At 71.7% G+C, this 14,357-nt stretch carries 11 protein-coding genes; 5 read left to right on the forward strand and 6 right to left on the reverse strand.

From position 1 onward, the window contains the following. The first annotated feature begins 18 nt into the window (after positions 1–18). Positions 19–450, forward strand: coding sequence for a DoxX family protein (locus BR07_RS0119310; protein WP_051613612.1), 432 nt, complete (start codon positions 19–21; stop codon positions 448–450). Here the strand turns inward: BR07_RS0119310 and BR07_RS0119315 are convergent, their stop codons facing one another. Both BR07_RS0119315 and BR07_RS0119320 read right to left on the reverse strand, forming a co-directional pair. Beyond that, positions 451–3,807: an ATP-dependent helicase gene (locus BR07_RS0119315; protein WP_027506832.1), complete on the reverse strand. Its 3,357-nt coding sequence runs from the start codon at positions 3,805–3,807 to the stop codon at positions 451–453. Further along, positions 3,804–7,193, reverse strand: a complete 3,390-nt coding sequence (locus BR07_RS0119320) for an ATP-dependent helicase (RefSeq protein WP_027506833.1) — start codon at positions 7,191–7,193, stop codon at positions 3,804–3,806. The genes BR07_RS0119315 and BR07_RS0119320 overlap by 4 nt, the downstream gene beginning before the upstream one ends. 112 nt (positions 7,194–7,305) lie before the next feature. Here BR07_RS0119320 and BR07_RS0119325 point away from each other — a divergent pair, with 112 nt between their 5' ends. Together BR07_RS0119325 and BR07_RS0119330 are read left to right on the forward strand one after the other, a co-directional pair. Beyond that, entirely contained in the window at positions 7,306–8,127 is an 822-nt protein-coding gene (locus BR07_RS0119325) for an alpha/beta fold hydrolase (RefSeq protein WP_051613598.1), read from the forward strand. Continuing rightward, positions 8,124–8,426 (forward strand): MGMT family protein, encoded by a 303-nt coding sequence (locus BR07_RS0119330; protein WP_027506835.1) that lies wholly within the window; start codon positions 8,124–8,126, stop codon positions 8,424–8,426. Before BR07_RS0119325 ends, BR07_RS0119330 begins: the two co-directional genes overlap by 4 nt. Positions 8,427–8,433: 7 nt before the next feature. Here the strand turns inward: BR07_RS0119330 and yczR are convergent, their stop codons facing one another. Further along, positions 8,434–9,915, reverse strand: coding sequence for an aminotransferase-like domain-containing protein (gene yczR / locus BR07_RS0119335; RefSeq protein WP_081821422.1), 1,482 nt, complete (start codon positions 9,913–9,915; stop codon positions 8,434–8,436). Positions 9,916–9,990: 75 nt separating this feature from the next. Between yczR and BR07_RS27810 the strand changes: the two genes are divergently transcribed. Together BR07_RS27810 and BR07_RS0119345 are read left to right on the forward strand one after the other, a co-directional pair. Beyond that, positions 9,991–10,125, forward strand: a complete 135-nt coding sequence (locus tag BR07_RS27810) for a hypothetical protein (protein WP_261769634.1) — start codon at positions 9,991–9,993, stop codon at positions 10,123–10,125. 33 nt (positions 10,126–10,158) lie between these two features. Then, positions 10,159–11,955, forward strand: coding sequence for an NTP transferase domain-containing protein (locus tag BR07_RS0119345; RefSeq protein WP_027506837.1), 1,797 nt, complete (start codon positions 10,159–10,161; stop codon positions 11,953–11,955). Here BR07_RS0119345 and BR07_RS25535 read toward each other — a convergent pair. Genes BR07_RS25535 through nirD form a run of 3 tightly spaced genes read right to left on the reverse strand, consistent with a single transcriptional unit; the run spans position 11,897 to position 14,282 of the window. Then, positions 11,897–12,625, reverse strand: coding sequence for a sirohydrochlorin chelatase (locus tag BR07_RS25535; RefSeq protein WP_081821423.1), 729 nt, complete (start codon positions 12,623–12,625; stop codon positions 11,897–11,899). The two genes, BR07_RS0119345 and BR07_RS25535, sit on opposite strands and share 59 nt — an antisense overlap. Further along, a complete protein-coding gene (locus BR07_RS25540; RefSeq protein WP_197027842.1) occupies positions 12,622–13,827 on the reverse strand; it encodes a uroporphyrinogen-III synthase in 1,206 nt (401 codons plus the stop codon). Before BR07_RS25540 ends, BR07_RS25535 begins: the two co-directional genes overlap by 4 nt. Then, positions 13,827–14,282, reverse strand: a complete 456-nt coding sequence (gene nirD / locus BR07_RS25545) for a nitrite reductase small subunit NirD (protein ID WP_051613601.1) — start codon at positions 14,280–14,282, stop codon at positions 13,827–13,829. Before nirD ends, BR07_RS25540 begins: the two co-directional genes overlap by 1 nt. Positions 14,283–14,357: the final 75 nt, after the last annotated feature.

Raw genomic sequence — 14,357 nt, forward strand, 5'->3', positions numbered from 1 at the left:
ATGGTGCAGGCTGCGACCATGACGCTCCGCACCCTGCCGCTGCTCGATTCCGTTCGACTCCCGTCGCGCCGACGGGCGGCGGACAGGGCGGCGCAGCGACTCGCGGTCCTCCTCGGCGGAGCCGGTGTCCTGCACTTCGTCACACCGGCGCCGTTCGATTCCCAGGTGCCGCACGTGCTCCCCGGATCACCGCGGACGTACACGTACGTGTCGGGAGTGGCGGAGCTCGGACTGGCGGCCGGACTGATCGTTCCCCGCACTCGTCGCCTGACCGGCGCCGCGGCCGCCGCCTTCTTCGTGGCCGTGTTCCCGGCCAACCTGCAGATGGCCGCGTCGTGGTTGCAGAGCGAGAAGACCTCGACCGCGATGAAGGTGGGGGTCGTGGCTCGACTGCCGCTGCAGATCCCGCTGATCACGCAGTCCTGGAAGGTGTACCGCGACGCGCGCTGATCACGTCGCCGGGTCCGCGCCCGCCGTGGAGATGATCTCCGCCAACCGTTCCGCGTCCGGGAGATCCGTCGGAGACACGGTGACTCCCGATCGCACGTAGTGGAAGGCCGCCCGCACCGTGGTGAGGGGCACCGGCTCGGAGCGGGTCGCCGACATCAGCTCCGCCCAGGCGAGCCGGTAGGCGGCGAGCTGGATCGCCACCGCACGTTCCTCGGCCGGTGTCGGCTGCGCGCCGGTCTTCCAGTCCACCACCGTCCAGCCACCGTCGGAGTCCGCGAACACGGCGTCCATCCGTCCCCGCAACACGACTCCACCGACCGACGTCTCGAACGGGACCTCCACCTCGACGGGACTGCGCAACGCCCACGGTGACGCGTCGAACGCACGCTGCAGCTCCTCGAGGTCCGTGTCGGCGGCCGAGGCGCCGTCCGCCGCGCCGGGCAGCTCGTCCAGGTCGAGCAGGCGGGTCGCCCCGAAGCGTCGTTCGACCCAGGCGTGGAACGCGGTGCCGCGACGCGCCAAGGGGTTGGGCGCGAACGGGACCGGTCGCCGCAGCGTCGATGCCAGGGCGTCCGGATCCGCGACCAGGTGGACCACCTGGCTCACCGACATGGTGTCGGGCACGACGACGTCGGTTTCCGGCCGCGATACCGCATCACGTTCGGCGAGAAGCAGTTCGACGTCACGCGCCCACCCGTCGGGATCGTCGCTGTCCGAATTCTCGGACGACGATTCCTCGACCGATGCCGACTCGACGAGTGCGGCGCGCACGGCTGCAGACCCCATGATCACGTCCTCGCGGCGGGCACCCAGCGGATCGGCCGGCCAGAGTGCCGTCAGTTCGACTGTCGCGTAGGGGTTGTCGGCTCCGTCCGGCGGAGTGGGTTCCCAGTGCTGCACGGTCCCGATCTCCGCGCCGCCGATCGCCGATGTGGTCTCGACGAGGCCGTGCAGATCGGCGAGGAACGACGAGGGACCCTTCGGCGACGAGGCGCCGGGAGCCCAGTGGTGCGCCGAGACCAGCAACACCCGCTCGGTGCGCGTGAGGGCGACGTAGAACAACCGTCGGTCCTCGTCGAGTCGGCGACGTGCGAGCGCAGCCTTGTGTTCGGTGACGGCGTCGGCGATGTCGCCGCGGTGAGTCGCGCCCTCGAGATCGAGAACGGGGACGCCCCCGGCGTCGTCACCCGGAATCGCCCTGTCACCGCGCAGGGACGGCGGTAGCTCGGCCACCGAGCCCAACCAGGACGCGGACGACCTGGTGGACGGGAACACGCTCTCGCAGACGTGCGGTACCGCCACGACCTCCCACTCCAGACCCTTCGCGGAGTGCACGGTGAGAACCTGCACCCGGTGCGGGTCGACGTCGACCTCGCCGGGCGCGAGGCCGTCCTCCACGGACTCGGCGGCGGACAGGAAGGACAGCAGTCCGGTGAGAGTCGCCGTCTGCTGATCGCCGTACTCGGCGACCACCTCGGCGAAGGCGTCGAGATGCTCGCGCCCGCCCGCGTCCCCCGACGGACGACGCGCCCCTGCCTCCACGTCTATCCCGAGCACTCGCTCGACGTCGGCGACCAGATCGGGAAGTGGCTGACCGAGCCGGTGGCGCAGTGACTGCAGTTCCCCGCCGAGGGCGAGGATGCGCCGATGTCCCGCCTCGGAGTAGCGCGACGGGTCGCCCGGATCCGCCAGGGCGTCCACCAGACCGGACTGTTCCGATCGCTCCCCGGGCATGCCGTCCTCGAGCGCGCGCCCCAACTCCTCGGCGTCGGTGACCGTGCCCGTCCGCCCGCGGCCGGTGTGCGCCGCGATCTCCCGCGCTCGCCTCCACAGGGCACGCAGATCGGCGGCACCCAGTTGCCAGCGCGAGCCGGTGAGAATGCGCATGGCGGCGCTGCCGGCCAGCGGGTCGCTCACCAGCCGCAGCATCGCCACGAGGTCGGCGACCTCGGGCGTTCGGAGCAGCCCACCGAGTCCGACGACCTCGACCGGCAGGCCTGCGCCGCGCAGAACCTCGGCCATCGGCCCCGCATCGGCGTTGCGCCGCACCAGGACCGCCGCGGTGGGCGGAGTGCGCCCGTCCTCCCGCGCCGTGCGGTACTCCCGCGCGATCGCCTCGGCGATCCACCGGCGCTCGTCGTCCACCGTGGTGGTCAGCGCGAGCCGGACATCGCCGGGCACCGCACCGGGACGCGCGCGCAACTCGTCCACCGCGACACCGCGCATGCGCAACGGGGCAGCCACCGCATTGGCCAGCGCGAGCGCCTCGGGCGGGTTGCGCCAGCTGGTCGACAACTGACGCACCGGGGCCGGGTAGCGCGCCGAGCGTGGGAAGTCGGTACCGAACCGGGGCAGGTTCGCGGCGGACGCACCGCGCCAGCCGTAGATCGACTGCATCGGGTCGCCGACGGCCGTCACCGTCAGAGTGGAGTCACGGCCACCCCCGAACAGCGAGGACAGCAGGACGCGCTGCGCGTGACCGGTGTCCTGGTACTCGTCGAGCAGCACCAGCCGGCACCGCGTGCGCTCGTCGCGGCCCACGTCCGGGTGGTCCGCCGCGACACGGGCGGCCAGGGACATCTGCCGCCCGAAGTCGAGCAGTCCGTCACGGGTCATGACCTCGTGGAGCCGCGCCACCAGGGGCAGCAGATCGAGCCGGTGTTCCTGCACCTGCAGTATGCCCAGCAGGTCCTTGGTGGGACCGCCGCTCTTCTGGTTCGGGCCCGGTGGCAGATGGTGGATCAGCTTCTCGAGCTCTGTGTGGGCCTCTCCCAGGTCGCCCGGTTCGACCAGGTGCTCGGCGAGCTGACCGGACAGAGCGAGCACGGATTCCGTGATCGACGCCGGTGCCCGGTCCAGTGGGACGGCGCCGTCCCATGCGGCCACCACGCGGTGGGCCAGCTGCCACAGCTCGGTCTCCGACACGAGAGTCGTGGACGGTTCGAGCGGCAGCACCATGCCGTGGCGTTGGAGCAGTCGGCCCGCGTACGAGTGGTACGTGCTCACCTCGGGCTCGCCCGACAGGACGGTGCGCCGCAGCTCACCGGACGCATCGAGACGCCGCAGCAGGTCGGACCCGGCCAATCGGGCCAGCCGTTGGCGAATGCGCGTGGTGAGCTGCTGGGCGGCCTTGCGCGTGAAGGTCAGGCCCAGCACCTCCTCCGGCCGGACCAGACCGTTGGCCACCATCCAGACCACTCGCGCCGCCATGGTCTCCGTCTTGCCGGCACCGGCGCCGGCGACGACCAGCAACGGACCGCGCGGAGCCGCGATGATCTCCGACTGCTCGTCGGTGGGCGGGAACTGGCCGAGAGCGACGGCGACCTCGGCGGGGCTCACTCGGGCCACGTCTCTCATCCTTCGGTCACCTGCCTGCCTCTGTCCTGTGCCGGACAGGACGACGCTATCGGGCAGTGCCGACAGCCGTCGTTGACGCGAGCCTCGAACACCGGGCCCCGCGTGGCACGCGCCGCGTCGACGACGACGGTGCGCCACTGCTCGAGGGTCTCCCCCGTGAGTGCTGCCTGCGCTCGTTCGGTGGCACCGGTCCTGGTGTGCGGCTTGGCGACGTAGACCAACCGCCCGCCGCCGGGACTGCCGGCCGGTTCGCCCTCGACCGCACCGGCGGCGAGTGCCACCTGATACGTCGCGAGCTGCGCGTGCTCGGCCGTCGCCGCGGCCGTCGCCGCGTTCTTACCGGTCTTGACGTCGACGACCACGGGTCGTCCGTCGGGGTCACGTTCGAGCCGATCGATCCGTCCGCGCAGCGCGACGGCGGGCTCGTCCGGCGTGCGCGGTTCCAACACCCCGTCCACCGGCACCTCGACACCGGCCTCCGTCAGCTCGCCGCGTGAGCGTGACATCCACTCCTGGAACGTCTCGATCATGGTGGCGGTACGTGCGAGCTCCTTGCGCGAGAACCACGCAGATCCGAGATCGACTGCCACCCAAGCTTTCTCCAGCTCTCTGCGCACCTCGTCCGGCGGCACCCGGCCGGCCACTGCCTGCACCAGCGTGTGCACCAGCGTTCCGGTGACCGCGTGCACGGTGTCGCCGTCGGTGCCCCCGTTGCGTTCGAGCGCCCACCGCAGCGGGCACGCGGTGAGCACCTCCACCGTGGACGGCGACAACGACACCGGCCCGTCCGCCGGATCCCACAGCGGCAACTCGGTACTGGTTCCGGACAGCCCGTACCACTCGTCCGGGTGGGCGCCGCGCACCCCTTCCCTCGCCAGTCGCGCCAGGTGCCGTGCGGCGCGCGCACGGCGGTCGGGGTCGTTCTCCGCGACACGACGGTCGCACACGACCGCACGCAGCTCGGCGACCAGAGCGGGCAACGCGAGCACCCGGCCGAGAGGCGCGGTGGGGCCGGCACCGGAGTCGCTCTCGTCGACGTCCGAGTACCGCACGGCATCGGACGCGAGCAGGTCGTCCACGAACCTCGACCGCACGGTGTCCGCGCCACCGGTCACCGAGTCGACGGCGGTGACGAGCAGGCTCGACCGTGCGCGGCTGCACGCCACCAGGAACAGGCGACGTTCCTCCGCGAGCAACGGTGCGGTCCGCGAGACCCGATCGTCCAACTCGCGATCGCCGTCGGAGACACCCGCGGCGAGATCCACCAGGGCCTCGACCCCGAGCAGCGATCCGCGCGGGCGCAGCGCGGGCCACAGTCCCTCCTGTACGCCCGCCACCGCGACGACGTCCCACTCGCGCCCGACCGCGGCATGGGCACTCAGAATCCGCACCGCGTCGGGAACGACCGCGGGACGCCGCCCGTCGCCCACGGGAACCTCCTGGTCGGTGACGTACTCGACGAACCCCTCCAGGGTGCCGCGCGGGAGTGCGTCGACGTACGCGGCCGCGGCGTCGAACAACGCGACGACGCTGTCCAGATCCCGATCTGCCTGCACGCCGAGAGGCCCACCCCGGGCGGACGACGCCACCCACCGGCGTTCGAGCCTGGTGGCCCGCCACCCGGCCCAGAGTGCGTCCTCGACGCGACGACCGGCCGGGCCCACCGCCTTCGCGATGGCCGTGACCACGGCACGGACGCGGGTGAGCGGTGCCTTCTCGACGTCGGACAGACGTGCGACGAGCGGGTCGACCGAGGAGCCGATCATCGCGGCGCGCAGCAGCACGGACGAGTCCCGCTCGCCGCCCTCGGCCACGTCGCCCCGCCGTAGCCCGCGACGCAGTCTGCGGACGGCGAGCGGATCCGCCCCTCCGATGGGACCTTCGAGCAGTGCCAACGCAGCGTCGTCGGAGAACACCGCCGCCGACCGCTCGGGTGCGCACCGGGCAGCGGCGACCGCACGCATCGCGAGCAGCAGGGCAGCCGCACCACGGTGCCGATGCAGGGGCACGGCCGTGGCGGACGACACCACCGGCACCCCCGCGGCGTGCAGCGCGCGACGCAGGGACGGCAGCGACCGCGGAACGGAGCGGACGACGACGGCCATCTCCGACCAGCGCACGCCGTCGGCGAGATGCGCGCGGCGGAACGTGTCGGCGATGGCGGTGGCCTCCTTCGCCGTCGAGGACGCGACGACCACCCGCACCGGCGGAACCGCGCGGGTCTCCTCCTCGGCCGACGGGTGTTCGTCCTCCGCCCTGTCGTCGCGGAACTGCGTGCCGACACGGTGTGCGACCCGACCGGACAGGTGCGCGGTGATCGCCCGCTGCACCGAGCCGACACCGGAGTCCGAACGGTGGTTGCGGGACAACACGACACGACGACCACCGTGCCCGTCGTCCAGATCGGTGAGGAAGTGCGCGTCCGCGCCGCGGAAGGAGAAGACCGCCTGATCGGGATCGCCGGCGACGACGGTGGACGACGCACCGGCGGAGAGCAGCCGCACCAGCTGGGCCGCCTGCGGATCGAGGTGCTGGGCATCGTCCACCAGCACGTGGCGGATGCGCCGACGTTCGGAGACGAGCAGGTCCGGATCCGTCGCGAACGCCGTGAGCGCTGCACCCACGAGCTCGGCCGCGTCCAGTCCGGGCGACGTGGCCTCCGGAGTCTCGACGCCGACCGATCCTCGAAGCAACATCGCCTGTTCGTACTGTGCGGCGAACTTGCCCGCAGCTATCCACTCGGGCCGAGAGTGCTTCCGCCCCCACGCGATCAGGTCCTCCGGACCGAGCCCGCGTTCCGCGGCGCGCAGGACGAGATCACGGAGCTCGGACGCGAAGCCCACCAGTCCGAGCGCGGGGCGCACGCGCTCCGGCCACCGGGCGGCGCCGTCCGCGATCTCACCGCGGAGCATCTCGCGGATCACGGAGTCCTGCTCCGCGTTGGTGAGGAGACGCGGCGGCGGATTGCCGTAGGCGGACGCCTGCAACCGCAGCACGGCGAAGGCGTACGAGTGCACCGTGCGTACGAGTGGCTCGCGTGTCGCGCGGGGCTCGGAGGACACGCCCAACAGCCCGGCGGTGATCTGCTCGCGCATGTCGACGGCCGCCTGACGCGAGTGCGTGAGCACCAGGACCGACTCCGGATCGCTTCCCGGCGCCGTCATCCGCGCCACCGCCACATCGGCCACGAGCGCGGTCTTCCCGGTGCCCGGACCGCCCAGAACCTGCCACGGCCGGGAGTCGCCGGGCTCACTCGGCGCGACCAGCGGCGCACAATCCTGCGGCCACGTGCGCACCTGCGCGACACGGTGCGTCCGGCGCACCAGCCGGATACCGCCACGGGTGACAGCCGCGTCTCCGGTGGTGCCCGCGCCGTCGTCGTTCATGAGGCGCATTGCATCATGGGAGTCCGACACACCCCCAGTTCCCACACAGCCCACTCTCCGACACCGACTCGGTTCCGCCACCGCGTCGACACTCGACCGCTCAGGAGACCCCATGCCGACGACCTCCGAATCCTCCGCCCCCACGACGGATGCCGACGACGTCGCCGTGTACGGCCCGGCGTCCGGACCGGTGGTCCTGGCGATCCACGGCATGACCGGCCACGGCTGGCGCTGGCATCGGTGGAGCGAGCACCTGCCCGAGTCCCGCGTCGTCGCTCCGGACCTGGTGGGTCACGGCAGGGCACCGTGGACTCCGCCGTGGTCGATCGAGCGCCAGGTCGATCGGCTGGCCGACGTCCTGCGGGCCCACTCGGCCGGGCCCGTCGTCGTGGTCGGCCACTCCTACGGGGGCGCGCTCGCGATCCATCTCGCGAGGTCGTTCCCGTCGCTCGTCGCGGGACTGGTGCTGCTCGATCCCGCCATCGGCCTGTCGCCGGACTCGATGCTGGAGACGGCGCAGTCGACGGTGCTGTACGACGACTACACCGATGCCGCGGAGGCACGCTCGGAGAAGCTCCACGGCGCGTGGTCCGACGTCCACCCGGCTCTCGTCGACGAGGAGATCGCCGAACACCTGGTGGACACCGACGACGGGCGAGTGCGATGGCGGACGTCGACGGCCGCCGTCGTCGCGTCGTGGGGCGAGCTCGCGCGCCCGTTCGTGCTGCCGCCCAGTGACATTCCGGTCACCGTCGTGCGCGCCGCGCGGGTGGACCCGCCGTACCTCACACCGGAGTTCCGGGACGCAATCGTCCGCTCGTCGCCGGACGTGCGGATCGTCGACCTGGACTGCGACCACATGGTGCCGCAGGCGAAGGGTCCCGAATCGGCCGCTCTGGTCGACGAGATGATCCGACGCGTGACGACGTCGTGAGCCGCATCACCGACGAACAGGTCGAGGCCGTGCGCGCCGTCGTGGCCGCAGTCCCCCCGGGCAGTGTCACCACGTACGGCGACATCGCCCGGGTCGTCGGACTGCCCAGCCCACGCATCGTCGCGTGGATCATGCGGACGGACTCCTCCGATCTGCCGTGGCACCGGGTCATCCGTGCCGACGGCCGCCCGGCTCCCCACCTCGTGACACGTCAGCTCGCGGCGCTGGCCGAGGAGGGGGTGTCGTCCGTCGACGGCCGCATCGCTCTGGCCTCGGTCCGGTACCGCCACGAGCCCTGATCGAGTGTCAGACCATCGCTTCGGGGACGGCGTGCGACGGAACGCTTTCGCGGGGCCCGGCATCGACTCCCGCTCCCACCAGTTCCGCCAGGACGGCGACCGCGTCCTCGATCTCCTCGGGGCTGCGGGAGAACGGGATGCGTTGGCACTCGTCGAAGGCGTATCCCGTCCCGAAGCGTGACCCGGGGGCGAGCAGCAGTCCGCGCCCGCGGGCCGATTCCACCAGGTCCGTCGACCGGACACCCGGTGGCAATGTGCACCACAGCGACAGTCCGCCGCGCGGCCGGTGGAAGGTCCAGCCCGGCAGCGACCGCGTCACGGCCGCCATCGCCGCGTCGCGACCCGCCCGCAGCTGATCGGCGCGGTGCGTCACCACCGCGTCGTACTCGCCGAACAGTTCCACGGCCGTGTACTGATCCATCATCGACACCGAGAGCTGCCGCCTCGCGTAGGTCGTGGCCACGCGCGCCAGGTGCACCGGGTCCGCGCGCACCCACCCCACCCGCAGCCCGCCCCAGACGGTCTTGCTCAACGATCCGACCGTGATGCAGGCGCGGTCCGGGACCGGTGCGCCGAACGGCTCGACGTCGGCGTCGCCGTCGAGACGGAGGTCGGCCGACGCCTCGTCCACCACGGTCACCACGGCGTGCCGATGCAGCGTGGCCGCGAGCCGACGCCGGGACGTCTCGGGCAACACCGCTCCGGACGGGTTGGAGTGGTCGGGCATCAGGTAGGCCAGTACCGGATCATGTTGCCGCGCAGCCCTGTCCATGTTCTCCACGAACGTGTCGGGATCATCCGGATCGATGGCCACCGGAACGCACTTGCCACCCACGGCTCGCACCATGTCGATGGCACCCGGGTAGGTCGGGTGTTCGGTCAGCACACGATTGCCCTGTTCGACGAAGGTGTCGATCACGGCGTGCAACGCATCGCTGGCGCCCGCGGTCACGAGAATCTGGTCGGCGGTGGTGGGAAGGCCGCGGGCGGAGTAGTACCGGGCGATCGCCTCGCGCAGTCGGCCCACACCGGTGGGCACGTAGCCGACGTGCAGGCCCGTCGTGCTCAGCGCGCGGGCAGCAGCGTCGTAAGCGGGTCCCAGCAGGGCCGAGGCCGGCGGTGCGGCGTTGACGAACTCGAGCACGCCCGGTTGGGTGCCGCGCAGGATGCCGCCCCACGGCTGACTGTCCCCGCGCGGAACGACGAAGGTGCCCGCCCCGTGCACCGACACCGCGATGCCGTGCTCACGGAGTTCGCGATAGGCCGACGCGACCGTCACACGGCTGACCCCCAGCACCGACGCGAGGACGCGTTCCGCGGGCAGGCGGGCATCGGCGGCCACCGCGCCTTCCTCGACGAGACGGTGCAGTTCCTGCGCGAGTCCGAGGTACAGGGACCGACTGTCCCTCGCGACGGCGGTCATGTCGATCGCGGCGGCGAGTGCGCGCGCCGACGACCCGTCGCGCAGCCGTGCGGGAGTGGATGCCATGCCGCCACTATGGCACAGTCCACTCGAGTCCAGTGGACTGCTCCATCAGGCCTTTCGCCGGTCGAGACTCTGTCCATGATCGTCATCGGAACACTTCTGGCCCTGTCCACTCTCAGCATCGGGTTCGGCGCCGTCGCCGTCGCGGGCGGCGGTCGCCACTCTCTCGAGGGCCCACCGCGCAGTCGGCCCGTGTCCACCACCGGTCGATGAGGCTGCCGCGTCGCCTCCACTACTGTGGATCACATGTCGGGACGCACAGCGCGCACGGACGCGCTGATACTCGCCGGCGGACGCAGCTCACGGATGCAGGGAATGACCAAGCCTGCCGCGCTCGTGGACGGAGTCACCCTCGTCGATCGGGTGCTGGGAGCGACGTCGTTCTGCACGGTCACCGTCCTCGTCGGACCGGACGACGTGACTGCCGACCCGCCGGGACCGAGGCGTGTCCGCCGCACCCGCGAGGACCCGCCGTTCGGAGGCCCGGTACGTGCGTTGGCGGCCGGGCTGGCCGTCACCGTCGACGACGGTGACGGTCCGCGGGAGAACGACGTCGTGTTGACCCTGTCCGCCGACATGCCGTACATCACCGAGCCTGCACTCCGACTGCTCGTGCGAGAACTGCTGCGAGACACGACAGTCGAAGCAGTGTTCGGAACCGACTCGACCGGTCGCACCCAGTACCTCGTGGGCGCCTGGCGTCGCGACGCCCTCGTTCGAGGCGTCACCGCCGCGCTCGCACGCTGTCCGGCGGACGCCGAGCGCGGCCCGTCCATCCGCGACGCCCTGCCGGACGTCGTGGGCACCGTGGCGCTCACCGGCATCGACGACGTGGACACGCCCACCGAACTCGCGGCCGTCCGCACCGCGTCGAGACGCCCCTCCGTCGAGGTGGCGCGCGTCCTCGTGGGGAGCAGACTCACCGCGATCACACCTCGTACCGCGTCCCTGGCCGACAGCCTCGGCGGCACGCTCGCGGAGCCGCTGATCGCCGCACGCCCGTTTCCGAGCTTCGTCACGTCCGCGATGGACGGCTACGCCGTGCGCGGCGACGGACCCTGGCACGTCGACGACGCCGTGGTGGTCGCCGGCGCCACCGACGACGTCGTCCTCGACACCGGCCACGCGGTGCGCATCGCCACCGGCGCAGCGGTTCCGGCGGAGGCGGGCGTGGTCCGCGACGAGTTCGTCGTTCTCGACGACGACGGTCTGCTCCACCGGTCGGACGGCGCACCCGTGCGCGACGACGCCCGCAGTGTCGCCGAGGACTGGGACGGCGGAAGCGAACTCGCGCCGGCGGGCACCGTCATCTCCCCCGCCGTCGTGTCGGCCGCGCTCTCTGCCGGCGTGATCCGGGCGTCGACGCGCCCCGCCCCGACCGTCCGACTCGTTCTCACGGGCGACGAGATCGGCGACGACACCGCGCCGGTGGCCGGGCGCATCCGCGACACCATCGGGCCGGTCATGCCGACGTACCTACGGTCGTGCGGGTTCGCACTCGCCGACGTCGCGCACTGCGCCGACACCGACGATGCCTTCGACGCGGCGATCCACGGCGGTGCGGACTCCGCACCGCCGGACGTCGTCGTCATCATCGGCGCGACCGGCGGCGGCGCCGCGGATCGACTGGACGACGCACTTCGACGTGCCGGAGCACACCGTGTCGTCGACGGACTCGCCTGCCGCCCCGGCGGTTCCGCCTCCGTCTCGGAGCTGCCCGATCATCGCGTGGTCCTGGGTGTTCCCGGCAATCCGTATGCCGCAGTCACCACGGTGATGCTGCTCGGGCCCGCCATCGCCGCGGCCTTGACCGGACGGTCCGTCCCGATACCGCTGACCGGAACACTGGCCACCGAGGTCGATGCCGGTGACGTCACTCGAGCCCTGCCCGCGTCCTACCTCGGTGCGGGTACCTGGCGGTGCGAGAGCTCTGTGCGTACAGCACATCTCGCCGCGCTGGTGGGCCGTGACGGCATCGCCGTCGTCACTGCGGGCCGGAGTCCGGGCGCTCCCGTCGAGATCGTGCCGCTGCCGCAGAGATGACGTCGGCACCCTCGCGGTAGCGATCGACGAGCAGCTGCACCACTCCCCCGTGCAGCCCCAGCGGTTCGGTGACACCGTCCGCTCCAGCGGACTGCAACCTCGTGTGAAAGAGGCCGGGCGCCAACAGGTACGAGGCGACGAAGACCTTCTCCCCGGTGGCCTTCAGAGTGGGGACAAGGTCCGCCGCGCGCGGCTCGCCCGTGGCGACGTAGGCGACGGTGACCGCCGATCCGGTGACGGCGGCGAGCTGATCCGCCGCGGTGTGCACGTCGTCGAGGGCCCGCACGTCGGAGGAGCCCGCCGCGGCGAGGACGATGCGATCGCCGGTCGTCCATCCGATCTGCTCGAGCCTGTCACGCAGTACCCGCGCGAGGTCGAGATCCGGGCCCAGTGCGCGGGTGACGTGGACGTCGTCGTGACCGCTCTCGGCGATTTCGCGGGGCACGTCCGCGTGCACGTGATAGCCCGAGGCCAGGAAGGCGGGCACGACCACGACGGGACCGTCGACATCGCGCAGAACCTCCGACGGAGTGGGTCCGAGCACGTCGACGAAGGCGACCCGCACCGGGCCCACGTGCGAAGCCACGGCGTCGGCCAGCGCGGCGATCACCTCGACGCCCGCGGGGTTGCGCGTGCCGTGTGCGACGAGGACGAGTCGAGGATCGCTCACGACGCCTCCCCCGTCCGGCCGAGGCCGCCGCCCGGAACACTCGACACGGCGTCGATCAGGTCGTCCGCGCTGTCGTCGACGGCGAGGCGGTATCCCCGCTTGACGACGGTCTGGATCGCTCTGGGTGCGCCGAGCGCGGACCGCACTCGCGCCATGGCCGTCTCGACGGCATGGGTGTCGCCGCCCCCGCCCGGCAGAGCGGCGAGCAGGTGCTCGCGGGAGACCACCTGTCCGGGACGGCGAGCGAGAGTCTTCAGCACGGCCATGCCCGCGGGTGACAGAGCCTTGGGTGTGCCGTCGACGACGACGCACGCGCCGAGAACGCGCAACTCGTGACCGCCGGCCCGGACGATGCCCGCTCGACGCGGAAGTTCGTCGGCGACGTGACGCACGAGAGCTCCGACACGCGCCCGCGCGGGCGCCGTCGTGGGAACACCCAGTACGTCGAGCGGAGCAGAGGTCACGGGCCCGACGCACACGGCGAGCACCCGATCGCGGAACGACTGCAGCATCGGTTCCAGCACACCGTTCTCCTTGGCGCGCATCAACATCGAGGCCACGGCGGGGGCACTGGTGAAGGTCACCGCATCGAGGTCACCACACAGTACGGCCTCGATCATGCGGTCCATCGGTGCCGAGTCGTCGGGTTGCACCCAGCGGTAGACCGGAACCGGGATGACCGTCGCGCCGGCCTGCCGCAGCACCTCGCAGAAGTCCGGAACCGGCTCCCACTCGGTGGTGGCGCCGTGCAGTTGCACCGCGACGCGGACGCCGTCCACGCCCTCCGCCAAAAGATGTTCCAGCACCTCCGCGGACGACTCGGACTCCGGTGACCACTCCTCGCGCAGACCTGCTGCACGGATGGCTCCCTTGGCCTTAGGCCCACGGGCGAGGATGCGGGTGCCCTCGAGGGCCCGAGTGAGCTCCTCGGCGTCGCCCCACCCGTCGGCGGCCTCCATCCAGCCACGGAAACCGATGCCCGTGGTGGCCACGGTGACAGCCGGCGGAAACTCGATGATCTCGCGGGTACGACGACCGAGCTCCGCATCGTCCGACAGCGGAATGATCCTGATCGCCGGGGCGTGCACCACGTTCGCTCCGCGCCGTACCAGCAGCGAGGCCAGTTCGTCGGCGCGTCGAGCCGCGGTGACGCCCACGGTGAACCCCGCGAGGGGAGCGTCGGACGAGGTCGGCTGATCGATCACGGGGATGTCGTCTCCGTTCCACTTCTCGGCCGGACGGATGTGCCCGAGGTCTGGGTCGATGCGCCCGAGGGCTGGGCGGACACTGCGACGACGCCGTCGATCACGGTGACCTCGTGTACCGCCAAGGTCGTGTCCGGGTCGTCGAGGCAACGGCCGTCCACCAGCGAGAATACCTGCTTGAGCAACGGCGACGCGACGGTCGGCTCGCCGCCGCGGTCCCCGACCAGTCCGCGCGACATCACGGCGGCCCGTCCGAAGGGGTCGATGTTGCTCACGGCGAACAGCTCCTCGTCGCCGGTGCGGAACAACGCCACCTGCGCCCCGGAGGGCAGCAACACGGCGACTCCCCGACCCGGAGTGAGTTCCGAGAGTGCGAGCGCGGTGATCCACTCGTCGGTGTCGCCGCTGGTCACGGTCGTGGAATGGCGAGGTGCTGAGTCGATGACAGTCATGGTGGTCCTCCCTGGGGACAGTTCTACGGGGCTGGTGTTACTCGGCCGTTACGGCGACATGACGGGCCACATCTC

Origin of the sequence: Rhodococcus sp. UNC23MFCrub1.1 (genome assembly GCF_000686025.1) — a bacterium.
Lineage (GTDB): Bacteria > Actinomycetota > Actinomycetes > Mycobacteriales > Mycobacteriaceae > Rhodococcoides.

Bases quoted from the DNA above. Each gene is read 5' to 3' on its own strand.
- BR07_RS0119320 (WP_027506833.1), bottom strand. From the start codon at position 7,193: ATGAACGACGACGGCGCGGGCACCACCGGAGACGCGGCTGTCACCCGT.
- nirD (WP_051613601.1), bottom strand. From the start codon at position 14,282: ATGACTGTCATCGACTCAGCACCTCGCCATTCCACGACCGTGACCAGC.
- BR07_RS0119345 (WP_027506837.1), top strand. From the start codon at position 10,159: ATGTCGGGACGCACAGCGCGCACGGACGCGCTGATACTCGCCGGCGGA.
- BR07_RS27810 (WP_261769634.1), top strand. From the start codon at position 9,991: ATGATCGTCATCGGAACACTTCTGGCCCTGTCCACTCTCAGCATCGGG.
- BR07_RS0119315 (WP_027506832.1), bottom strand. From the start codon at position 3,807: ATGAGAGACGTGGCCCGAGTGAGCCCCGCCGAGGTCGCCGTCGCTCTC.
- BR07_RS0119325 (WP_051613598.1), top strand. From the start codon at position 7,306: ATGCCGACGACCTCCGAATCCTCCGCCCCCACGACGGATGCCGACGAC.
- yczR (WP_081821422.1), bottom strand. From the start codon at position 9,915: ATGGCATCCACTCCCGCACGGCTGCGCGACGGGTCGTCGGCGCGCGCA.
- BR07_RS0119310 (WP_051613612.1), top strand. From the start codon at position 19: ATGACGCTCCGCACCCTGCCGCTGCTCGATTCCGTTCGACTCCCGTCG.